The following is a 21,086-nucleotide window of genomic DNA, read 5'->3' on the forward strand; positions in this document are numbered from 1 at the left end:
GCGGATGACATCGATCAATGCCGGCACAGCTTAGCGCATTTGCGTCCTTTTTTGCTATAAAAAAGATAATTGCCAAATGGTAATTGTTAGGCACGAGCAATCAGCACCTGCACGGGGGCCATGGGAAAATCGCTGGCGCCGTATTGCTCCACTTGCCGCCAGCCCGTGTCGCGCAGCAGCTGCGCCAATTCACCGTGCCGTGTCACCGTGCGGCCCAGCATGCGCATTGGCAAGTAATACGGCAGCACGCGCGCCGCGTCGCCCGGCGCCGCCGCGATTTCCGCCTGTATGCAGACGAGCACGCCACCTGGCTTCAAGGCTGCCTGCATCTTGCGCAAGGCAGCCGCCATGTCTGGCACGAAATGCAGCACGGACGAGCACCAGATGAGGTCGTAGCCGCCGCCGATATCGTCGCTGTCCAGGTCGCCGCCCAGGGTCTCCAGGCGGTCGGATAGTTGCGCATGGGCGATGTTCGCGGCCGCCACGGCCACCGTTTCCGGCCAGTCGAAAACGCAGCCGTGCACGCCCGCATGGGCTTGCGCCAGCGCAATGGCCACCCAGCCGGGACCGCCGCCCGCGTCGAGCAGGCGCAGCGGCGTGTTGCCGTCCGCAAACGGGGCGACGCGCTGCATCACGCACAGGGCGGCGCGCATGGTGACGGCGCGCTGCTCCTGGCCGATCTGCTGCTGCGCGGCGGTGGCCCAGTTGACCCCGCTCGCCGTGCTGTAGGGCGTTACTTTTCCGCCGTCGCGCACCAGGGTGTTGAGCTGCGTGGCGAAATGGCGCAGCGCGTGCAGCCGGTACAGCCAGGCGTCGCCGCAAAAGGCAACAGAGTCGCGGCAGAAATACTGCAAGGTGGTGGCCGTGCAGCGGTAGCGTAGTGCCTCAGTATCGGCGCCGTCGCGCTCCAGCACCTGCATGCTCCAAAGCAATTCCAGCAGCAGGGCCGTGTGCGGCGCATGCAGCGACAGGACGTCCGCCAGTTGCGCCGGCGTGTGCGGCGTGGCCAGCACGTCGAAAATACCCAGTTCCAGGGCGGCGGCCAGTCCATCGGCCTGGACGGGCGCGACGGCCAGGTCCCAGTACGGTTGCAAGGCGTGTTGCGTATCGAATGACATGATCTTCCTTTCGGCGAGGTGGGCATCAGCATCATTTTATGTAACAATGAGAATAATTATCATTTGCATTTGTATGCGGCACGGCGTATTTCGTATGCGCGACGGCGCGCAAGGACAGGGAGGAGCGATGAGGGGACAGGACAGGGAAGCGGCAGGCTGGACGCGGCGCCAGCTGGACCCGGGGTTGAAAGAGTGCCGCGCCGAGCAGCGCCAGGTCGACCAGGGCTTGCTGCTCGTGCATTCCGACTACCGGCCACGGCTTGCGCTCGTCGAGCCATCGCAGCATGACGACGGGGGCGGCATGGTGATCACCATCGGCCTGGAAGGCGCGTCCGCCTACGCCACGCGCGATGGCGAACAATTGCGTTTCCAGGGTGGCCATACAACGATGACGGTGTTCCGGCACGTCAGCGGCGAGCGCCGTTTCGAGGCGCATCAACGGGCGGCGCAATTGCGCGTGCTGATCGATGAAGAGGCGCTGGCGCGCTACTGGCCGGAGGGGTTGGCGTCCCTGCTGCCCCACGGCGGCGCGCGCCAGCTGGCGCATGCGGCCACCACTGCGGCCGCTACCCTGCACGCCCGCTCGCTGCTGCGCGCGACGGACCCGCTGGCCGTGCATATCGGCGTGCTGAGTATCCTGGCGGAACAGCTGCGGGGACTGCGGCCCGCGCCCGCATCCGTGCCGCGCTGGTCCGAGGCCGACATCGTCAAATTGGAACGCGTCTACGCGCTGATGCAGGAGCAGATGGCGCAGGCACTCACGCTCGATTACCTGTGCGCGCAAGCGGGCTTGAGTTTGTTCAAGCTCAAGCAGGGATGGCGCTACCGCTATGGCGACAGCCCCCAGCGCACCCTGCTGGCGCTGCGCATGCAGCGGGCAAAGTTACTGCTGGAAAATGGTTGCCAGGTGGCGCAGGCGGGCTGGCAAACGGGCTACCGTCACCCGGCCAATTTCAGTGCCGCCTTCAGCCGCTATTTCGGCTACGCGCCGAAGACCGTGGGACGCGCGGGCGCGTAAAAAGCCGGTGTAGAATCGGCGGGCAGCATCCATAACTACGACCCACAAGGAGACATGATGGCCCGCAAAATCTTTGTCAATCTTCCCGTCCAGTCGCTGGAACGCTCCGTGGCGTTTTTCACGGCGCTGGGCTTCAGTTTCAATGCCCATTTCACGGATGAAACAGCGACGTGCATGATCGTTGCCGACGATATCTTCGTGATGCTGTTGACGCACGACAAGTTCAAGCAATTCACGCCCAAGCAGCTGTGCGATACCAAGGTAGCGACGGAAGTGCTCGTGTGTTTGTCAGCCGAGAGCCGGGGCGAAGTCGATGCGCTGGTGGCGAAAGCCGTCCAGGCGGGTGGCAGCATCTACAAGGAGCCGATCGATTTCGGCTTCATGTATGGCCACAGTTTCCAGGACCCCGATGGGCATCAGTGGGAATTGATGTACATGGAAGCAGGCGCCGTACCTGGCTGATCGGTGGTGGTGTCGGATTACGCGGCGTGCCGCCGCTAATCCGACCTACGCTACGGCTCAGGCAGATCGGGTAGGTCGGATTAGCGCGGCAACGCCGCGCGTAATCCGACGTCACCGGCCAGCTTAGGAAGCCAGCGCCAGCAGATCGACCACGTCCAGGCCGGCCAGGTCTTGCGTCGTATTGCCCGCAAACGCGGCGCGGCTTTGCTGGCCGTTTTTCAGCCAGGTGTGCGTGACGTCCTTGATCTGCGCCAGGGTGCAATTGAGCACGCCGGTACGGAACTGCTGGCGCACGGCTTCCGTCGTGCCCCGCTGCTGCATGTTCCAGGCCGTCAGCGCTTCCGCGTACGGCGAGTGCGGCTTGTCGAGCCCCTTGATGACGCAGATGATGGCTTCTTCCACCTGCTCTTGCGAGAAATCGCCGTCGAGGATCTGGTCGAGCGTCGTGCCGAAGTCGGCGAACGTGCCGGCCAGGCGCGGATCGCGGTAGGAGCTTAGCGTGAACGTGCCGGCGCCGGCCGCGTAGCTGGCGCTGCCGCCATACGCGCCGCCTTTTTCGCGCAGGGCCGTATGCAGCACCTGGTTGGTCATCAGCTCGGCGGCCACGGCCAGGGCCGCAGCATCGGGATTATGCACGCCGGGCACGGCCCAGGAAACGAAGCAATGGTTGATCTGGCTCGTCGCATACAGGGCCGTGTTGGCCAGTGGCAAGGTAGCCGGAGCGGCGGCAACGGCTGGCGCGGCCGCCTCCGTGCTGGCGGCCGGCAACTCGAGCAGACGTGCCAGCGTGATGCCATCCTGCTCCAGGCCCGCGCACAGCACGGTCGGCGGCTGGGCGATGATGTGCGCATGCAGGGTGTCGAGTTCGCGGGCGATTTCCTGCAAGCCTGCCGATGTCTTGCTCAGCTGCTGCAAACGGCGGTAAAACGGCAATGCTGCCGGGCCGCCGACGATGTCGTCGAAGCGGCGCGTCGGCGACAGCGGCGCTGCCGAGGCCAGCATGGCGTAGCGGTTGCCCGATTCGGCCAGGCTGGAGAGTTTGTCTTGCACCAGGCTTTCGATCAGGAAGGCCAGGCGCTCTTCTTCATCGAAGCGTGGCTTGGCGATCCATGCCGACAGCACGGCGGCGATGGCCGCGTGTTCTTCGCGCAAGCCGCTGGCCGAGAACGACAATTCCACGCGCATCGCTTGCTGCGGGCGGGGAATGGCTTCCAGGCCGATGTGGAACGACGGCACCATGCTCTGGCGCCAGGCGCTGGCGTCATCGAACGACATGTCGCCCACGCCCAGTTCCGGCGCCAGGTCCGTGTACAGGCGCAGCCATGACCACGACGCTTCCGGCAGGCCCGACACGTCGTACAGCACGTTGGCATAGCTGATGCCGTTCGAGGCAATGCTGAACGCCACGGCGCCATCGACGGCCGGTGGAATCGGCAGGGCCGGGCGCGGCGCGGCGCTGACGTCGCCAGGGCGGATGCGCGGCAGCACTTCCGAATTTGACGGCAGCTGCTGATGCGCTTCCAGCGCTGCGGACTCGGCCACGATGTGTTCGCGCTCGGCATCCGTCAGCTTTGCCTGCAGGGCCGCCAGTTTGGCGTCTTCCTGCGCGGCGCGGTCGGTAAAATAGGCGCTGTCGGGCACCACGTGCGTCGTCAAACGGGTCGGGTTGGCGATCAGCTCGCGCACCAGCTGCTTGAAGAATGCCGGGTCGTCGATCTGCTGCTCCAGGGTTTCCAGGATGGCCGCATTGTCGAAGGCGTCCATCACGTTGCCGTCGTACATGGCCAGCGGCAAGGCGTGCAGCAAACGGCCCAGGCCGTAAGGCATGCGGCCGCTGCTGATTTCGCGCTGGCTGTATTTGATGTCGCGCAAGGCCGCGTGCAGCACGGCGGCGGGAATGCCCTCTTCCGCCGTTTCTTCCAGCGCGGCCCAGATGCGCTGGTGCGCATCGGCGATCTGTTCTTTGGTTAAACCTTCCATGCCGATGTGGAACACCATCTGGCGGATGCCCGCGTCGCGGCCATTCATGTCCGATGGGCGGCCATAGCCGGCCGATTCCATGGCGCGCATGACGGGCGCCGACGATTCACCGAGCAAGCCATGCGACAGCAAATGCGCGTGGTAGTAGGCGATGGGGTCGCTCGATTCGCCCATCAGCCAGGCAAATTGCAGGCCGAATTCATCGTCGCGCGCTTCCTGTGAAGGAATCTTGACGATGTTTTCCTGCGGCGCCGTCCACGCGGGCGCCAGCTGCGGCAGGCGGCGCGGGCTAAAGCCGCTGAGCTTGGATAGCACGCGCTCGGCGACCTGCTCCTGCACGGCCGACGCTTCGATATTGCCGGCGGTCATGATCACGGCTTGCGAAGGATGGTAGTGACTGGCGTGGAATTCTTTCAGCATGGCATGCGTCAGCTCGGGGATGTCGAGCGGATCGCCGCCCGATTCCACTTCATACGTCGTGCCCTTGAGCAAGGCGCTGGCGATGCCGCTGTCGAGCGCGCGCATGGGGCTGTTGAAGGCGCCCTTCATTTCATTGAAGACGATGCCCTGGTACACGAGCTTGTCGCCTTCGAACGCATGGCGCCAGCCTTCCTGGCGGAAGTTCAGGTAATCGAGGTTCGGGAAGAAGGCCGCATCGAGATAGACGTCGAGCAGGTTGAAGAAATCCTTGCGGTCGGTGCTGGCGAACGGGTACACGGTGCGGTCCGGATAGGTCATCGCATTCATGAAGGTGGCCGTCGAGCGGCGCAGCATCGAGAAAAACGGGTCGCGCACCGGGTAGCGCGACGAACCGCACAAGGCCAGGTGTTCGAGGATGTGGGCGCGTCCGTCGCTCACTTCCGGCACAGTGGGAAAGGCCACCAGGAACACCATCTCAGCCTGCTCGGTATGCATGTGGATATGGCGCATGCCCGTTGCTGGCTCGACATATTGCTCGATGGTTGCCTGCAAGACTGGAATGAAGTTGCTGCTGACTTTTTCAAATGTGCTCATGCGGTATGGGATCTCTTCGGTAGGTGATTCGGATAGTCGGTGGGGCTGCATCACATGTGGGGGCAAAGTGGCGGAATGCCAGGACTGGCCGCCAGGGCGGGGTGTCACTTTGATGCCTGCGTGAAGTTTTCCCTATTGTACTAGGAGTATTCGTGCGCCGCCGCCGGGCCTCGCTTGTCGGCCGGAAAAGCAACAATGTTGCAAAATAAGCTATTTTTGGACAGGTGGCGCCCCAGGATGGGGGCTTAGCGTACCATGCGCCTTTTGCACTCCAGACTGAACCGAAGGCGCCTACCTTGTCCCGACTTTCCTTTCGCCAACTGTTATTTGCCGCCTTCATTTTGACGACGGGTATCTTGACGGCCACCTCCGTGCAAGCCCTGCTGACCCTGGAGCACCTGGCCCGGCTGGGGCGTGAGACGGCGGCGCAGGCGATCGCCCTGACGGAACAGTCGCAGCGCCTGTCCGAGCGCACCCTGGCCATGGAGCGCAGCGCGCGCCAGTTCCTCGTGCTGGACGACCCCGTGTTCCGCGAGCGTTACGCGGCGGCGCGCGAGGAAGCGACGGCGGCGCTGCAAGTGCTGAACCGCGCCACGCCCGAATTCGCTCCCCAGCTGGCCGACGAATGGACGGTGCAGGCGCAATCGGCGTGGGAAGTCTTGCAAGCTGGAAAACGCCGCAAACGCGATGGCCACGCCGTCGTGTACCGCGCGTTTGCCCGCATGACGCAGATCAATGACAGCCTGGCGCGCGAAAGCAAGACGGAAATCGGCAGCCGCAATGACGCGCTGCTGGCCGAGCTGGAGCGCCAGCGCCGCCTGCTGGGCCTGCTGGTGGGCGGCGCCGTGCTGCTGGCGGCCGTGCTGGCCACCTGCTTCGGTTTTTTACTCTCGCGTCCGCTGCGCCGCATCGAGACGGCCATCGAGCGCCTGGGCGAGAAGCGCTACGACCAGCCCATCGTCGTCGGCGGCCCGGCCGACACGCGCCGCCTGGGCCAGCAGCTGGACTGGCTGCGCCAGCGCCTGGCGGACCTCGATGCCGACAAGGAACGTTTTCTGCGCCATATCTCGCATGAGCTGAAGACGCCGCTGGCGGCCCTGCGCGAAGGCGTGGCCTTGCTGGAAGACGAGGTGGCCGGCAAGCTCAGCGACAGCCAGCGCGAAATCGCCGGCATCTTGCAGCAAAACACGGCCTCGCTGCAAACCCAGATCGAAGACTTGCTGCGCTACAATACCGCCGCTTTTGACGCCCAGCATCTGGCGCACAGCAAGGTCGACTTGCTGGTCTTGCTGCAAGATGTGGTGGCCGCGCAGCGCCTGCAATGGCTGGCGCGCCGTTTGACGGTCGAGGTGCAGGGCGAGTCCCTGATCGTGCAGGCCGACCGCGACAAGCTGGCCACCGCCCTGGCGAATTTGCTGTCGAATGCCGTGCGTTTCAGCCCGGAGGGCGGCACCGTGCGTTTCACCCTGTCTTGCGAAGGAGGCCGCGTGCGCATCGATTGCATCGACGAGGGCGCCGGCGTGGCGCCCGAGGATGCCGCGCGCATTTTTGAACCGTTTTACCAGGGAGTGCGCCAGGCGGCCGGCGCGCGCAACGGCAATGGCATCGGCCTGTCCATCGTGCGCGAATATATCGCCGCCCACGATGGCAGCGTCACTCTTTTACCGCGCCAGGCTGGCGCGCATTTTCGGATAGAACTGCCCTTATGATGACGAGAACTTCCCTGGCCGGCATGGCCGCCTGCGCGCTGCTGTTGGGCGCTTGCGCCGCCAAGCCCCCCACCCAGACGCCCGTGCTGGTGCAGACGCCGCCGCGCGTGGTGGTGGTGGCCGATCCCCAGCTGACCGAACTGCTCGCGTATCAGAGTGCCTTGCGCCTGATGACGCCGTCGGAACTGGCGAAAGCGCAGCTGGACCTGGCCAAGGCCGATCATGCGCCGCACAACACGATACGCCGCGCCATGCTGCAGGCGACCGTGCGCGCGCCCGGCGACCTGGCCCGCGCGCAAGCCTTGCTGGAACCGCTGGCCACGGCCACGGGCAAGGATGCGCAACTGCTGGCGCCGCTGGCGCAATTGCTGGGCAGCCAGTATGCGGAACTGCGCCGCCAGGAAGACAGCATCGACAAGCTCAACACGCAGCTGCGCGACGCCCAGCGCCGCATCGACCAGCTCAATGAAAAACTCGAGGCGCTGAAAAACATCGAGCGCAGCCTGTCCGTGCGCCCTGCCGCAGGAGCGGCGAAATGAGCGAGCACGCCCACATTTTATTGGTCGACGACGATCCCGACCTGCTGCGTTTGCTGACCATCCGCTTGAAGGCGGGCAACTATCGCGTGACGGCCGTGGGCAGCGCGGAAGCGGCGCTGGCGCGCCTGGCCGTGGAATTGCCGGCCCTGGTCATTACCGACGTGCAATTGCCGGGCCGCGACGGCCTGGCGCTGTTCGATGAAATCCGCCGTCAGCACGCGGCCCTGCCCGTCATTTTGCTCACGGCGCACGGCACCATTCCCGATGCCGTCGATGCGACGGCGCGCGGCGCGTTTGCCTACCTGACGAAGCCGTTCGACGGCAAGCTCTTGATGGAAAAAGTGGCGTACGCCATCAACTTGTCCACCGTCATGCCGGCGCCGGCATCCGGCGACGAAAGCTGGCGTGCCGAACTGATCAGCCGCAGTGCGCAGATGGCCGAGCTGCTGGCCGAAGCCAAGCTGGTAGCGGGGTCCGACGCCAGCATCCTGATCCGCGGCCCCAGCGGCACGGGCAAGGAATTGCTGGCGCGCGCGCTGCACAACGCCAGCCGCCGCGCCAAGGCGCCGTTCATCGCCGTCAATTGCGGCGCCATCCCCGAGCAGCTGCTGGAATCGGAACTGTTCGGCCACGTGAAAGGCTCGTTTACGGGCGCCGTCGGCAACCGCGAAGGTTTATTTCAGGCGGCCGATGGCGGCACCCTGTTTCTGGACGAGATCGGCGACATGCCGCTGCCGCTGCAAGTCAAATTGCTGCGCGTGCTGCAGGAGCGGGCCGTGCGGCCCGTGGGCGCCGACCAGACGCGGCCCGTCGACGTGCGCTTGCTGTCCGCCACGCACCGCGACCTCGATGTGGCCATGGCGGAAGGGCAATTCCGCGAAGACCTGTATTACCGCCTCAACGTCGTGACCTTGACCTTGCCGCCGCTGGCCGAGCGCCGCGAAGACATCGCCTTGCTGGCAAACCATTTCCTGCAGAAACTGGCGGCCAAGTATCAAAAACCGTTGAACGGCTTCGCGCCCGACGCCCTCACGGCGCTGGTGGCCGCGCCATGGCCGGGCAACGTACGCCAACTGGTCAATGTCGTCGAGCAAGTGTGCGCGCTGGCCACGGCGCCGCTGGTGCCCTTGTCGCTGGTGCAGCGGGCCTTGCGCGTGCCGTCGCTCGAAGCGCTCAGCTATAACGAAGCCAAGCAGCGCTTCGAGCGCGACTACCTGATCCAGTTGCTGCGCCTGACGGACGGCAACGTGGCCGACGCGGCCCGCCTGGCTGACCGCAACCGCACGGAGTTCTACCGTTTATTGCAGAAATATGAGCTGACGCCGGCCTTGTTCCGGGCCGACGGCGACCCTGTCGCTGATTAGCGACAAAAATAAAGCGTTAAAAATCAGCGGCTTAACCTGAAACATTGATATTGTTGCCACAAGCTGTCGCTGGCAGGCGACAAAAAGCCCCCTTTTTCGGGCCGGATCCGGCGGAAATGGGCTGGAAAAATCGGCTTTGAATATAAGTACTTGATTTTGAAGGGAAATTAAAAGCTGGCACGGTGCTTGCTGTATGGGTAGATGTGACGCTTCAAAGTGTTGCTTTATCCAAGTAAGAAGCTTTTAACTTCATTGAGAGGAACTACCATGCAAACATCGAAACTGTTCAATACCCTGGTTGCCGCTATCGTACTGTCGGGCGCCTCGATCACCGCTTCGCATGCAGCTGACTCCGCCCCAAAAGCACAAGCTCCTGCTGACACCGTCGTGGCCGCCAACGCCGCCGCAGCCGTCCCTGATGAAACCATCACTTCCTCGGCCAAGGCCGCCCTGAGCGCCGATGCGCAAGCCGCTGCCCTGCCGGTCAAGGTAGCAACCCAGCAAGGTGTGGTCGTCCTGTCGGGCGACGTGCCGAGCGCCGAAGCGGGTGACCGCGTCGTGCAGATCGTCGCTTCCGTGAGCGGCGTGAAAGAAATCAAGAACGAGCTGAAAGTCAAAGCCGCCGGTTAATCCCTCGCGCTGTACTTTACTCCGGGTTGCCCTGTCTGCGGACAGGGCATTTTTTTGTGCCATTGTGTCCACAAGCCACGCTTGCTTCCAGGCAGGTAGTCCGGCGATAGGGTTAGAATAGCCAGCACTGGCGCCGATTCCGGCGCTTTTTGTCATCCATGGCGCAGTGTTGCAAGGCTGGGCCGCTACCAGGCTACCGCATGTCTTCTTTTTCTTCCGCCGCCCTGCTGCGCAATCTGAAACCCGACAACTTCACCATCGCCCTGCTCGTCACCGTGGCGCTGGCCAGCTTCCTGCCCTGCACGGGCCAGACGGCCGTGGTCTTCGGCAATATCACCACCGTCGCCATCGGCGCCCTGTTCTTCCTGCATGGGGCCAAGCTGTCGCGCGAAGCTGTGGTGGCCGGCATCATGCACTGGCGCCTGCATTTGCTGGTGCTGGCCAGCACGTTCATTTTGTTCCCCCTGCTGGGCCTGGCCCTGCGGCCACTGGCGCTGACCTTCCTCACGCCCGAGCTGTACGTGGGCATCCTGTTCCTGTGCGCCTTGCCGTCGACCGTGCAATCGTCGATCGCCCTGACGGCCATGGCGCGCGGCAATGTGCCAGCCGCCATCTGCAGCGCCTCGGCCTCGAATTTCATCGGCATTTTCCTTGCGCCCATCCTGGTGGGCTTGCTTGTGGCCAAGGGCGCGGAAAGCAAGTCGTCGGTGGACGCCGTTTTATCGATTGTCATGCAGCTGCTGCTGCCCTTCCTGGCCGGCCAGTTCCTGCGCCGCTGGATAGGCCGCTGGGTCGACCGCCACAAGGCCATGCTGAAATTCGTCGACCAGGGTTCCATTTTGCTGGTGGTCTACACGGCCTTCAGCGAAGCCGTCAGCGAAGGCCTGTGGCACACGATCTCGGTGGAAACCCTGGTCGCTCTGGGCGTGTTCAGCATTGTGCTGCTGGCCCTGGTCCTGGGCCTGATGACGTTCATCAGCCGCCGCCTGGGCTTTAGCAAGGAAGATGAAATCGCCATCGTTTTCTGCGGCTCGAAGAAAAGCCTGGCCAGCGGCGTACCGATGGCCAAGGTCTTGTTTGCCACGCACTCGCTGGGCATGGTGATTTTGCCGCTGATGCTGTTCCACCAGATTCAATTGATGATCTGCGCCGTGATTGCGCAGCGCTATGCGCGGCGCGACGAGGCGCAGGAAGTGCCGGCGGCGACGCCGTGATGCGGCTCCTGCAGTAGCCGCAGCGCATGCCGCAAGCCATCGACAATCACCGCATACGCCTGGCGCCGGCTCTCTTCGTCCCGTGCGCGCAGCACATATGACGGGTGATACACGGCCACCACCCAGCGCCCGTCGTGTTCGATGGGCGTGCCGATCAGCGGCGTCATGCTGACCGCGCCATCCTGCAGCACGGATTTTAGTGCCGTGCTGCCCAGCGCCACGATCACCTGTGGTTTGCCACGTTCGATCTCTTCTTCCAGCCAGCCATGGCAGGCGAGGATCTCGCGCTGCGCAGGCGTCTTGTGCAGGCGGCGCTTGCCGCGCGGTTCCCACTTGAAATGCTTGACAGCATTGGTCAGATAGATGCTGTCGCGCGCCAGGCCCGCTTCCTGCATGGCCTGGTCCAGCAGTGTTCCGGCCGGGCCGACGAAGGGCAGTCCGGCCAGGTCTTCCTGGTCGCCCGGTTGTTCACCGACGAGCATGATGCGGGCGGTGTGCGGGCCTGTGCCGGGCACCGCTTGCGTGGCGTGCTGCCACAGCGCGCAGCGTCGGCACTGGTCCAGCGTCGTGGCAGTCGCGCGCGCGGGCTGGGCCCGCTCTGCGCTGATCGGGATCATGGCGGCGCCCTGGCGCTTTCCCACGCTGGCGGTCTGGCCCGTGCGCCGCTCGCCGTTGGCCGCGCCGCTCAGCATGGCGGGCACGATGGCGCCTTCTGGTAAATTTTTCCAGAAGCGCGAAGGGATATGGCTGTGCAGCAAGTCCGCATTCACGCGCGCGGGGTTGAAGATGCTGCGGTAGTACGTCAGCCATAGCGCTTCGCCCGCATCGTCGATGTCGGCCGCGCCGCGCAGCAGGGCCGGTCCCGCGTGCAAGGTGGCGCCATCCCACAGCATGCTGGCGCCGGGCGTGGCGATCATCCAGCTGGCCTTTCCCATGCGGCGCGCGAAGTGGCGCGCCACTTGCGGCAGCACCTCGTGCGTGGGCTCGAACCAGGCGATAAAACGGGGCGCGCCGTCACTTTCGGCCCGCTCGCGGAAGCGCACGTAGGCATGCATGTCGTGCTCCTCGCGGTGCACGGCCTTGACCATGGAGTGCAGGCGCGCGCCGTCCGCGTCGGCCGGGGACACCACGTCGTGCTGGCCCTGCTGCCAGCGCCACAGCACCTGATACAGGAAGGCCCAGCGGTCATGCACGTTGAAACTGGCGGCGCTCTCCAGCAGTTCCACCAGCTGGCGGGGCAGGCGCAGCGGTGGCGCGCCGGTATCCGTGGCCTCTGGCGTGGAGGAAAACAGGTCGCCCTCGCCGGGCTGCGATTGCCAGGCCACGTCGGCAGGCGGCACGCCGCGCGCGATCAGTTCGCGCGCGGCCGCGCGCCACGCGTCGAACGATTGCGCCAGCCGCACCACGCGCTCATGGATATCTTTCATGCTGCCTGCAGCTCCGGCCATAAGTTCAATTGCTGCGGTGCGTCCGCCATGGCGCGGCGCAAGTGTTCGGAGGCGGTGGTGTCGCGCGCGGGAAAGTAGTCGGCCGTGATGATGAAGGGGGCAATCTTTTTCATGCTGCAGCGCAGGCGCGACAGGTCGGCATAGCGCACCTGGCGCAAACGGCGCAGGTCGACGATGCGCTGCGCGTTACGCAGGCCGATGCCGGGCACGCGCGCGATCATGTGCTGCGCCGCGCGGTTCAAGTCCAGCGGAAAATGTTCGCGGTGCGCCAGCGCCCACGCCAGTTTCGGATCGATGTCGAGCGCCAGGTTGCCGCCGCTGGCGGGCAGCAGTTCGCTGGCCTGGAAACCATAGCTGCGCAGCAAGAAATCGGCCTGGTACAGCCGGTGTTCGCGCAGCATCGGCGGCGGCGCCAGCGGCACGCTTTTCGGGCTGTCGGGGATGGGGCTGAAGGCTGAGTAGTACACGCGCTTGAGTTTATAGCTGCCGTACAGGGTTTCGGCCGTGGCGAGGATCTGCTGGTCGTCGCTGGCGTCGGCGCCGACGATCATCTGCGTGCTTTGCCCGGCCGGCGCGAAGCGCGGCGAGCGCGGTTCTTCCGCCTTTTCATCGAGCTTGCGGCGGATGGCGCCCATGGCCAGCTTGATCGTGTGCACGCTCTTTTCCGGCGCCAGTTTCTGCACGCTGTCCTGGGTCGGCAGTTCGATGTTGACGCTGAGCCGGTCGGCATAGCGGCCCGCCTGCGCGACCAGGGCCGGATCGGCGTCGGGGATGGTTTTCAGGTGGATGTAGCCGCGGAACTGGTGCACCTCGCGCAACTCGCGCGCCACCTGCACCAGTTGCTCCATCGTGTAGTCGGCCGACCGGATGATGCCGGAACTGAGGAACAGGCCGTCGATGTAGTTGCGCAAGTAAAAGTCGCTGGTCAGTTTCACCACTTCGGCCACCGTAAAGCGCGCGCGCGGCACGTTCGAGGTACGGCGGTTGACGCAGTACTGGCAATCATACAGGCAGTAATTGGTCAACAGTATCTTCAGCAGCGAGACGCAGCGCCCGTCCGGCGTGTAGCTGTGGCAAATCCCCATGCCCGAGGTGGCGCCAAAGCCGTCCTTGCCGATGGAATCGCGCTTCGGCGCGCCGCTGCTGGCGCAGGAAGCGTCGTACTTGGCCGCGTCGGCCAGGATTTCCAGCTTGTCCGTCAATTCCATGGCTCACCTCGATATACTGTGTTTATATACAGTATATCAGGGAATCGGCCTGGTACCGGCTTGATCTGTGCAATGGCAGAACGCTATATATCGGTGTATATTACGGGCCTGGTTCTCTTCTCATCAAGGATACGATCATGCGCCTCACCTCCCTCGCCCGCCTGCTTGGCGTCACCCTGCTCGCCACTGCAGCTACCTCCGCCCTTGCCGGCGAAGTGGTCGTGTCGGCCGCAGCCAGCCTGACGAACGCGTTCAAGGATGCGGCGCAAAGCTACGAGGCGCAGTATCCGGGCAGCAAGGTGTCCCTGAACTTTGCCGCCTCGGGCGTGCTGCTGCAGCAGATCGTCAAGGGCGCGCCCGTGGACGTGTTTGCCTCGGCCGACCAGGAAACCATGGATGCGGCGCAAAAGCAGGGCCTGGTATTGCCGGCCGACCGCATGGACTTCGTCGGCAACAGCCTGGTGCTGATCGTGCCGCACGATAGCAAGCTGGGCATCAAAGCTTTGGCCGACCTGACGCACAAGGGCGTGACCCGCGTGGCCATCGCCAACCCGGCCAGCGTGCCCGTCGGCCGCTATTCGGAAGGCGCGCTGAAGAGGGCGAAGCTGTGGGAAGCCGTGCAGCCGAAAGCCATCGGCACGCAAAACGTGCGCCAGTCGCTCGACTATGTGGCGCGCGGCGAAGTCGATGTGGGCTTTGTCTACGCCACCGACGCGGCCATCATGAAAGACAAGGTGAACGTGGTGCTGGACGTGCCGCTCGACGCGCCCGTGCTGTACCCGATCGCCACCATCAAGGGCAGCAGCAATGCGGCCGAAGCGAAGCGCTTCGTCAGCTACCTGCAAACGGCGCCGGCGCAAGCCATCCTGGCCAAGTACGGCTTCAAGAAACCCTAACGCCACCGCGCCCGCATGGATATCGCCTGGACCGCGCTGGCCCTGTCGCTGAAAGTAGCGGCCTGGGCCACGGCGCTCAATTTGCTGTTCGGCATCGGTACGGGCTATCTGCTGGCGCGCACGCGTTTTCCCGGGCGCGAGCTGCTCGACGCCCTGCTGACCCTGCCAATGGTGATGCCGCCCACCGTGCTCGGCTATTACCTGCTGGTGCTGCTGGGCCGGCGCGGCACGCTGGGCATCTGGCTGCAGGACAACTTCGGCATCAACCTGATCTTTACGTGGCAGGGCGCCGTGATCGCTTCCACCGTGGTCGCCTTTCCCCTCGTCTTCAAGCCCGCGCGCGCCGCCTTCGAGGCGGTCGACGGCCAGCTCGAGCAGGCGGCCCGCGTGCTGGGCATCTCGGAGCTGGCGATTTTCTTTCGCGTCACCTTGCCGCTGGCCTGGCGCGGCATCCTGGCCGGCGTGCTTCTGGGATTCGTGCGCGCGCTCGGTGAATTCGGCGCCACGCTGATGGTGGCCGGCAGCATTCCCGGCAAGACGCAGACCCTGTCGGTGGCCGTGTATGAAGCCGTGCAGGCGGGCCAGGATGAGGTGGCCAATACGCTGGTCGTGATTATCTCGCTAGTCTGCATCGTGGTGCTGCTGTCGGCTGGCCGCCTGGCGCCCGGGCGCGTCGCGCACAAATGAGGCCTATGATGACGCCCATGCAACTCGACCTCGACATTCGCGCTACCTTGCGCTCCGGCAAACGCCGTTTCGACCTGCACGTGCAATGCACCTCAGGCAGCCAGCGCATCGCCATGTATGGCCCGTCCGGCGCCGGCAAGAGCATGACCCTGAAAGCCATTGCCGGACTGTTTACACCGGATGCGGGCCATATCCGCCTGAACGGGCGCACGCTGTTCGACTCGGCCGCCGGCATCAACTTGCCGCCGCAGCAGCGCAATGTCGCCTACCTGTTCCAGGATTACGCGCTGTTCCCGCACCTGACGGTGCGCCAGAACGTGGGCTTCGGCCTGGCGCGCGGCTGGTTCAATCCGCGTGCGCGCGAAAAATTGCAGACGGTCGAGCATTGGCTCGATGCATTCCACTTGCAGGAACTGGCGCACCAGTTTCCCGACGAGTTGTCCGGAGGCCAGCGCCAAAGGGTGGCGCTGGCGAGGGCGCTCGTGGCCGAGCCGGCCGCGCTGCTGCTCGACGAGCCGTTTGCCGCCCTCGATCCGGCCCTGCGTGTCAAAATGCGCCTGGAACTGAGCCAGTGGCAGCAGCGCCTGGACGTGCCCATGATCCTGATCACCCATGATCCGGAAGATGCGCGCATCCTGGGCGAGCATGTGCTGTACTTGCGCGACGGACAGATCGATAACAGGGAAGAACACATGGCATTGGGTGAACGCATTGGATAAATCAGCGGCAGCGGAAATCGGCCTGCAAGGCTCGGTATGGATGACGGTGGGCGGAGAGCACCTGGGCGGCGCCGGCCGGGTGGAATTGCTGGGCGCCATCGCCGAGTGCGGCTCCATCACGCAGGCGGCCAAACTCGTCAAGATGAGCTACAAGGCGGCCTGGGACGCGATCGATGCGATGAACAATCTGGCCGGCGAGCCGCTGGTCGAACGCCTGACGGGCGGCAAGGGCGGCGGCGGCACGCGGCTGACGCAACGGGGACGCCAGCTGGTCGACAATTTCCGCATCATCGAGCGCGAGCATGCGCGCTACCTGCGCCAGCTGGGCAGCCAGGCCGAAGGCATCGCCGACGATCTTTTACTCATACGGAGAATGGCCATGAAAACCACGGCACGCAACCAATTCCTGGGCAAGGTGGCCGAACTGAAACAGGGCGCCGTCAACGACGAAGTCACGTTGGAATTGCCCGGTGGCCAGCACATCGTGGCCATCGTCACGCAAGGCAGCAGCGCAAGTCTGGGCCTGGTGCCGGGCGCGGAAGCGTTTGCGCTGATCAAGGCATCGTCGATCATCCTCGTGGCCGACAGCGCAGGCGCGCGCTTTTCCGCGCGCAATCAGCTGGCCGGGCTGGTGACGCGGGTGCAGACGGGCGCCGTCAACACGGAAGTGGTGCTGAACTTGCCGCGCGGCGGCACCATCGCCGCCATCATCACCAACCAGAGCAGCACCGAGCTGGGCATCGAGATCGGCAGCAGTGTGACGGCGATTTTCAAGGCGTCCAGCGTGATCCTGGGCGTGCCGGCGTAAATGGGGTAGGTCGGATTAGCGCGCAAGCGCGTAATCCGACAAGGTTCCGGGGTCAGACCCGGCGGGTCTGACCCCAGTTTTACGTTGCAGGCTTAATCCTTCAGCCTGGACAACCAATCCGCTGCCGCCGCCAGCGCCTGCTCCAGCTCCTGCGCCGTCTGCGCCAGCAGTGCCGGCACTGCGTCCAGGCGGCCCGCATCGATGGCTTCCTCGGTGGCGAACGCGGTGCGGATCAGGCGTTTCGTGCCCAGGGTGCCGACGGAGCCGCGCACGCTGTGCAGGATGCGCGCCACGTCGCTGTGGCGGCCTGCCTGCAATGCTGTTTCGGCGTCGCGCATGGGCGTCATGCCCTTGTTCAGCGCGTCTTCCACCATGCGCCGCAGCACGCCGCGCCCCTTCGCGTCGCGCCCCATCACGCGCATCAGCGGCGCCATGGAAAACACTTCCTCATCGGCGACGGGCGCTGGCCCGGCCGTCTGCACTGGCGGGCGCTTGGGCAGGTGGCGCAGGATCACTTCCATCATCTCTTCCACCACCACGGGCTTGGCGATGAAATCGCTGATGCCGGCCGTCATGCAGCGCTCGCGCTCGGACGCCAGCACGCCGGCCGTCATGGCGATCACGGGCAGGCTCAAGCGTAGTTCCGTGCGGATGATGTGGGTGGCGCTGAAGCCGTCCATGACGGGCATCTGCATGTCCATCAGCACGATGTCGTAGCGCAGCGCTTCCGTGCGCAGCCGTTCCACCGCTTGCAAGCCGTCGCCCACCACGTCCAGGGTGGCGCCCATGTGTTCGAGGATGCCGCGCGCCACGGCCTGGTTCAAATGGTTGTCTTCCACCAGCAGGAAATGCACGCCGGCCAGTTCCGTGCCCAGCGGCTGTTGCAGCATGCGCTGCTCGCCGCCGTCGTGCTTGGTAATCAGCGCCTGGTGCAGGGCGTCGAACAGGCTCGAGCCCGTGATGGGCTTCATCAGCACGACGTCGGCCTCGGCCGCGCTGGAGATTTCCTCGAGGTGGTTGCGGGCGAAGGCATTGACCATGACCACGATGGGCTGGCGCTGGCCGCTGGCCGCTTGGCGGATGGCCTTGGCCGTGGCCAGGCCGTCCATCACGGGCATGTGCCAGTCGGCCAGCACCACGTCGTACGGCTGCTGCTGCGCCAGGCGCTCGCGGTACAGTTCGATAGCGGCAAAGCCGGAGTCCACTTCGTCGGCCAGCCAGCCCCACGCCTCGATCAGCTTGACGATCAGTTCGCGCGTGGTGCGGTTGTCGTCGGCCACCAGCAGGCGCAGCTGGCCCAGGGTGGGCGTGCGCCGCGTTTCGGCCGGCTGCGCCAGCATCTCGAACGGCACGCTGAACCAGAAACGGCTGCCTTTGCCTTCGCTGCTGGCGACGGCGATGTCGCCGCCCATCATGTGGATCAGCTGTTTGCTGATGGCCAGTCCCAGGCCCGTGCCGCCGAAGCGCCGCGTGATGCTCTGGTCGCCCTGCGAAAACGCGGCAAACAGCTGCTGTTGCTGCAACTCCGTCATGCCGATGCCCGTGTCGCGCACTTCGAAGCGCAGCCAGGCGCGGCCGTTGTCTTTCTCGGCCAGGCTGACGGCCACCACCACTTCGCCGCTCTCGGTGAACTTGATGGCGTTGCCGGCCAGGTTGACGAGAATCTGCTGCAGGCGCTGGGCGTCGCCCATGAGGCGGCGCGGCACGTCGGGCTCGACGGCAATCGCCAGTTCCAGCTCCTTTTCGCCCGCATTCATCGTCATCGTCGTGGCCAGCGTGTTCATGACCTCGTCGAGGTCGAATTCGACGGGCGACAATTCCATGCGGCGCGCCTCGATCTTCGAATAATCGAGCACGTCGTTGAGGATGCCCAGCAGCGACTGGCCCGCCACGCGCACCATGGTCAGATACTTGCGCTGTTCCGTATCGAGCTTGGTATTGCCCAGCAAATACACCATGCCCAGCACGGCATTGAGGGGCGTGCGGATTTCATGGCTCATGTTGGCCACGAAATCGCTTTTCGCGCGGTTGGCCGCCTCGGCCCGGTCGCGCTCCTGTTCCAGCTCCGCCGCGCGCGATTCGAGTTCCTGCTGCAGGCGGTCGCGCTCGCTCATCAGGCCGTTGAACGCTTCCGTCAGCTCGCCGATCTCGTCGCGCTGCTGTACGGGAACGGGGGTGAAACGGCTGCCGCTGGTGCGCAGCGCCTGCAGGGTGTCGCGCAGGCGCACCAGGGGCGAGAGCAGGCGCACGGTGACCCAGCCCAGCACGGCTGCGGCCAGCAGCGAGGCGAGGATGCTCCACAGCACCAGCCGGTACAGCACGCCGTCGAACGGTTCGAAGGCGTCGTGGAGGGGCAGCGAGGCGGCCAGCAGCCAGTTCACCGATTTCAGGCGTTTGAAGCTGTTGACGGCCGTGATGCCGCGGCTGTTGGTGCTGACCATGGTGCCTTCGCCATCGTCCTTCAGCAGCCGGGTGGTCGTCAGGTTGGCGTTCGGCACGCGCGGCTGCAGCAAACGGCTGGTGTCGGGATGCAGCACATAGCGCGGCACGGCGCCGCGCGTGAGGATGAAGTAATAGCCGCTCTTGCCGATCTTTTCCGAGCGCAGGCGCCCCAGCAGGTTGTCCTTGTACAGGCGCAGCACGCCGATCACCACGCCGGCCACCTGGCCATCGGCGGCGAGTATGGGCGCGACCATCTGCACGATGGGCATGCCGCTTGATTTGCCCAGCATCGGCTCGGTGATCATGGGCTGGCGCGTGCGCAGCACGGTCTGGAAATACTCGCGCTCGGCGACGTTGATGCCGGCGCGCCCCGCCACTTCCGGCATGTCGGCCACGACGGCGCCGTGCGCGTCGAGCACCAGCACGTCGTCGAACAGCACCAGCATCGAGCGGCGCGAATAGTATTCGCGCAATTGGGCGGGCTGGGTGATCAGTTCTGGCGGCTGCTGCCGGGCCGTCAGGGTGACGATCTGCAGCAGCATGCCCAGCTTGTCGTCGAGCTCGGCGGCGGTGCGGCTGATCAGGGACGACTGCTGGCTCAACAGTACCTTGGTGAAATCGTCGCGCATGTGCTGCACCTGGATCATGGTGACCAGCGCGATCATGGCGATCGAGGTCAGGCTGGTGGCCAGCGCGACTTTTGCTTTGATGCCGAGAGGCTTCATGATTTCCTTTTCAGTACCGGGCGGCACAGGCGGCAGATAATGCTGTCAGGAATTTTCCTATCAATACCCCAGCTTGGCAAGCGCCGCCACGCAAATTGCCCTCTCCGCATGGGCTTTTGACGATGTTGCCATATAATTAAAGTCGGAACGTCGTTTATTCAGCGAAATTGCGGTGAAATTGGCACACGGCAACCCTGTATGCAGTAAACTTGTTGTTGCATTTTCTAAAAGGTACCGACATGACTGAAGCGCTACTCACTCCAACCTCGCCCACAGTGACCGTGGAAGCGTTGCGTGCGCGATGCTCGACCTGCAGCATGCATCAATTGTGCCTGCCGATGGGCCTCGACGTGGGCGACATGGACAGACTGGACCAGATCATCGGCCGCCGCCGCAAGATCGTGCGCGGCGCTTCGCTGTTCCGCATCGGCGACTCGTTCCAGAACCTGTATGCGATCCGTCTGGGCCACTTCAAGACCTACCAGATCAATCCGGGCGGCGAAGAGCAGGTGACGGGCTTCCAGATGGCGGGCGAACTGCTGGGCATGGACGCCATCAGCGCCGACCGCCACCACTGTAATGCGGTGGCGCTGGAAGACAGCGAAGTGTGTGAAATCCCGTTTTCCAGCCTGGAACAATTGCTGGGCAATATGCCGACCCTGCTGCGCCATTTCCACCGCATGATGAGCCAGGAAATCACGCGCGAGCAAAGTGTCATGCTGTTGCTGGGCAACATGCAGGCGACGCAGCGTTTTGCCGCCTTTATCGTCAACCTGGCGTCGCGCTATGAAGCGCGCGGCTATTCGGCCAGCAAATTTCAGTTGCGCATGTCGCGCGAGGAAATCGGCAACTACCTGGGCCTGACCATCGAAAGCGTCAGCCGTTTATTGTCGAAATTCAAGAAGGAAGGCTGGCTGCGCGTCTCCAACCGCGAGATCGAGATCTTGCAGCCGGCAAAACTGAAGGCCATTACGGCCGGCACCGACGTCTGCAAGTAACAGCACCGTCAAAACCTACTGCGCGTCGTGCTTTGCGGCCTGCGATGCTCGCTGTGCTATAGCACAGCTGTGCTTCTCAGCCACAAATCACTGCCGCTCGCTACGGT

General features: G+C 64.5%; 17 protein-coding genes. 12 read left to right on the top strand and 5 right to left on the bottom strand.

Annotated elements, in window-relative coordinates; translation table 11 throughout:
* Positions 1-86 precede the first annotated feature (86 nt).
* Complete coding sequence (locus CSQ95_RS01635; protein ID WP_099408202.1) at positions 87-1,118, bottom strand: methyltransferase domain-containing protein; 1,032 nt, start codon at positions 1,116-1,118, stop codon at positions 87-89.
* 127 nt (positions 1,119-1,245) lie between these two features.
* Between CSQ95_RS01635 and CSQ95_RS01640 the strand changes: the two genes are divergently transcribed.
* The gene (locus CSQ95_RS01640) at positions 1,246-2,136 is read left to right on the top strand and encodes an AraC family transcriptional regulator (protein WP_099408203.1); all 891 of its coding nucleotides are present in this window, start codon (positions 1,246-1,248) and stop codon (positions 2,134-2,136) included.
* Between the two features lie 57 nt (positions 2,137-2,193).
* Complete coding sequence (locus CSQ95_RS01645) at positions 2,194-2,598, top strand: VOC family protein (protein WP_070223284.1); 405 nt, start codon at positions 2,194-2,196, stop codon at positions 2,596-2,598.
* Positions 2,599-2,721: 123 nt separating this feature from the next.
* On the opposite strand, the gene CSQ95_RS01650 is transcribed toward CSQ95_RS01645, so the two are convergent.
* Positions 2,722-5,592 carry an insulinase family protein gene (locus tag CSQ95_RS01650; RefSeq protein WP_099408204.1) on the bottom strand — a complete coding sequence of 957 codons (2,871 nt, stop codon included), beginning with the start codon at positions 5,590-5,592 and terminating at the stop codon, positions 2,722-2,724.
* Between the two features lie 296 nt (positions 5,593-5,888).
* Here CSQ95_RS01650 and CSQ95_RS01655 point away from each other — a divergent pair, with 296 nt between their 5' ends.
* The 5 genes from CSQ95_RS01655 to CSQ95_RS01675 all read left to right on the top strand — a co-directional run bounded on the left by CSQ95_RS01655 (position 5,889) and on the right by CSQ95_RS01675 (position 11,048).
* Positions 5,889-7,301 (top strand): ATP-binding protein, encoded by a 1,413-nt coding sequence (locus CSQ95_RS01655; RefSeq protein WP_099408205.1) that lies wholly within the window; start codon positions 5,889-5,891, stop codon positions 7,299-7,301.
* The gene (locus CSQ95_RS01660) at positions 7,298-7,840 is read left to right on the top strand and encodes a SlyX family protein (RefSeq protein ID WP_257217911.1); all 543 of its coding nucleotides are present in this window, start codon (positions 7,298-7,300) and stop codon (positions 7,838-7,840) included. The genes CSQ95_RS01655 and CSQ95_RS01660 overlap by 4 nt, the downstream gene beginning before the upstream one ends.
* Positions 7,837-9,204 (top strand): sigma 54-interacting transcriptional regulator, encoded by a 1,368-nt coding sequence (locus CSQ95_RS01665; protein WP_070312683.1) that lies wholly within the window; start codon positions 7,837-7,839, stop codon positions 9,202-9,204. The genes CSQ95_RS01660 and CSQ95_RS01665 overlap by 4 nt, the downstream gene beginning before the upstream one ends.
* Positions 9,205-9,471: 267 nt before the next feature.
* The gene (locus CSQ95_RS01670) at positions 9,472-9,834 is read left to right on the top strand and encodes a BON domain-containing protein (RefSeq protein WP_034752546.1); all 363 of its coding nucleotides are present in this window, start codon (positions 9,472-9,474) and stop codon (positions 9,832-9,834) included.
* A 200-nt stretch (positions 9,835-10,034) separates the two neighbouring features.
* Positions 10,035-11,048, top strand: coding sequence for a bile acid:sodium symporter family protein (locus CSQ95_RS01675; protein ID WP_070312682.1), 1,014 nt, complete (start codon positions 10,035-10,037; stop codon positions 11,046-11,048).
* On the opposite strand, the gene CSQ95_RS01680 is transcribed toward CSQ95_RS01675, so the two are convergent.
* Both CSQ95_RS01680 and CSQ95_RS01685 read right to left on the bottom strand, forming a co-directional pair.
* On the bottom strand, positions 11,000-12,475 hold the full coding sequence (locus CSQ95_RS01680) for a UdgX family uracil-DNA binding protein (RefSeq protein WP_099408206.1): 1,476 nt from the start codon (positions 12,473-12,475) through the stop codon (positions 11,000-11,002). The genes CSQ95_RS01675 and CSQ95_RS01680 overlap by 49 nt on opposite strands.
* A complete protein-coding gene (locus CSQ95_RS01685) occupies positions 12,472-13,704 on the bottom strand; it encodes a putative DNA modification/repair radical SAM protein (RefSeq protein WP_099408207.1) in 1,233 nt (410 codons plus the stop codon). The genes CSQ95_RS01680 and CSQ95_RS01685 overlap by 4 nt, the downstream gene beginning before the upstream one ends.
* Before the next feature lie 137 nt (positions 13,705-13,841).
* Between CSQ95_RS01685 and modA the strand changes: the two genes are divergently transcribed.
* From modA to CSQ95_RS01705, 4 genes are read left to right on the top strand one after another with little or no spacing between them, the layout of a single operon-like run.
* Entirely contained in the window at positions 13,842-14,600 is a 759-nt protein-coding gene (modA, locus tag CSQ95_RS01690) for a molybdate ABC transporter substrate-binding protein (RefSeq protein WP_099408208.1), read from the top strand.
* A gap of 15 nt (positions 14,601-14,615) precedes the next feature.
* Entirely contained in the window at positions 14,616-15,287 is a 672-nt protein-coding gene (gene modB / locus CSQ95_RS01695; RefSeq protein WP_099408209.1) for a molybdate ABC transporter permease subunit, read from the top strand.
* Positions 15,288-15,295: 8 nt separating this feature from the next.
* Entirely contained in the window at positions 15,296-16,006 is a 711-nt protein-coding gene (locus CSQ95_RS01700; RefSeq protein WP_217494580.1) for a sulfate/molybdate ABC transporter ATP-binding protein, read from the top strand.
* Between the two features lie 40 nt (positions 16,007-16,046).
* Positions 16,047-16,814 (top strand): TOBE domain-containing protein, encoded by a 768-nt coding sequence (locus CSQ95_RS01705; RefSeq protein WP_099408272.1) that lies wholly within the window; start codon positions 16,047-16,049, stop codon positions 16,812-16,814.
* 92 nt (positions 16,815-16,906) lie between these two features.
* Here CSQ95_RS01705 and CSQ95_RS01710 read toward each other — a convergent pair whose 3' ends face one another.
* Positions 16,907-19,981, bottom strand: coding sequence for a response regulator (locus CSQ95_RS01710; RefSeq protein ID WP_099408210.1), 3,075 nt, complete (start codon positions 19,979-19,981; stop codon positions 16,907-16,909).
* 239 nt (positions 19,982-20,220) lie between these two features.
* Here CSQ95_RS01710 and fnr point away from each other — a divergent pair, with 239 nt between their 5' ends.
* Positions 20,221-20,979, top strand: a complete 759-nt coding sequence (fnr, locus tag CSQ95_RS01715; RefSeq protein WP_070223259.1) for a fumarate/nitrate reduction transcriptional regulator Fnr — start codon at positions 20,221-20,223, stop codon at positions 20,977-20,979.
* Positions 20,980-21,086 lie beyond the last annotated feature (107 nt).

Origin of the sequence: Janthinobacterium sp. BJB304 (assembly GCF_002735765.1) — a bacterium.
Taxonomy (GTDB): domain Bacteria; phylum Pseudomonadota; class Gammaproteobacteria; order Burkholderiales; family Burkholderiaceae_D; genus Janthinobacterium.

Bases quoted from the DNA above. Each gene is read 5' to 3' on its own strand.
- CSQ95_RS01685 (WP_099408207.1), bottom strand. From the start codon at position 13,704: ATGGAATTGACGGACAAGCTGGAAATCCTGGCCGACGCGGCCAAGTAC.
- CSQ95_RS01680 (WP_099408206.1), bottom strand. From the start codon at position 12,475: ATGAAAGATATCCATGAGCGCGTGGTGCGGCTGGCGCAATCGTTCGAC.
- CSQ95_RS01705 (WP_099408272.1), top strand. From the start codon at position 16,047: ATGACGGTGGGCGGAGAGCACCTGGGCGGCGCCGGCCGGGTGGAATTG.
- modA (WP_099408208.1), top strand. From the start codon at position 13,842: ATGCGCCTCACCTCCCTCGCCCGCCTGCTTGGCGTCACCCTGCTCGCC.
- modB (WP_099408209.1), top strand. From the start codon at position 14,616: ATGGATATCGCCTGGACCGCGCTGGCCCTGTCGCTGAAAGTAGCGGCC.
- CSQ95_RS01710 (WP_099408210.1), bottom strand. From the start codon at position 19,981: ATGAAGCCTCTCGGCATCAAAGCAAAAGTCGCGCTGGCCACCAGCCTG.
- CSQ95_RS01675 (WP_070312682.1), top strand. From the start codon at position 10,035: ATGTCTTCTTTTTCTTCCGCCGCCCTGCTGCGCAATCTGAAACCCGAC.
- CSQ95_RS01665 (WP_070312683.1), top strand. From the start codon at position 7,837: ATGAGCGAGCACGCCCACATTTTATTGGTCGACGACGATCCCGACCTG.
- CSQ95_RS01640 (WP_099408203.1), top strand. From the start codon at position 1,246: ATGAGGGGACAGGACAGGGAAGCGGCAGGCTGGACGCGGCGCCAGCTG.
- fnr (WP_070223259.1), top strand. From the start codon at position 20,221: ATGACTGAAGCGCTACTCACTCCAACCTCGCCCACAGTGACCGTGGAA.
- CSQ95_RS01645 (WP_070223284.1), top strand. From the start codon at position 2,194: ATGGCCCGCAAAATCTTTGTCAATCTTCCCGTCCAGTCGCTGGAACGC.
- CSQ95_RS01650 (WP_099408204.1), bottom strand. From the start codon at position 5,592: ATGAGCACATTTGAAAAAGTCAGCAGCAACTTCATTCCAGTCTTGCAG.
- CSQ95_RS01700 (WP_217494580.1), top strand. From the start codon at position 15,296: ATGACGCCCATGCAACTCGACCTCGACATTCGCGCTACCTTGCGCTCC.
- CSQ95_RS01670 (WP_034752546.1), top strand. From the start codon at position 9,472: ATGCAAACATCGAAACTGTTCAATACCCTGGTTGCCGCTATCGTACTG.
- CSQ95_RS01660 (WP_257217911.1), top strand. From the start codon at position 7,298: ATGATGACGAGAACTTCCCTGGCCGGCATGGCCGCCTGCGCGCTGCTG.
- CSQ95_RS01635 (WP_099408202.1), bottom strand. From the start codon at position 1,118: ATGTCATTCGATACGCAACACGCCTTGCAACCGTACTGGGACCTGGCC.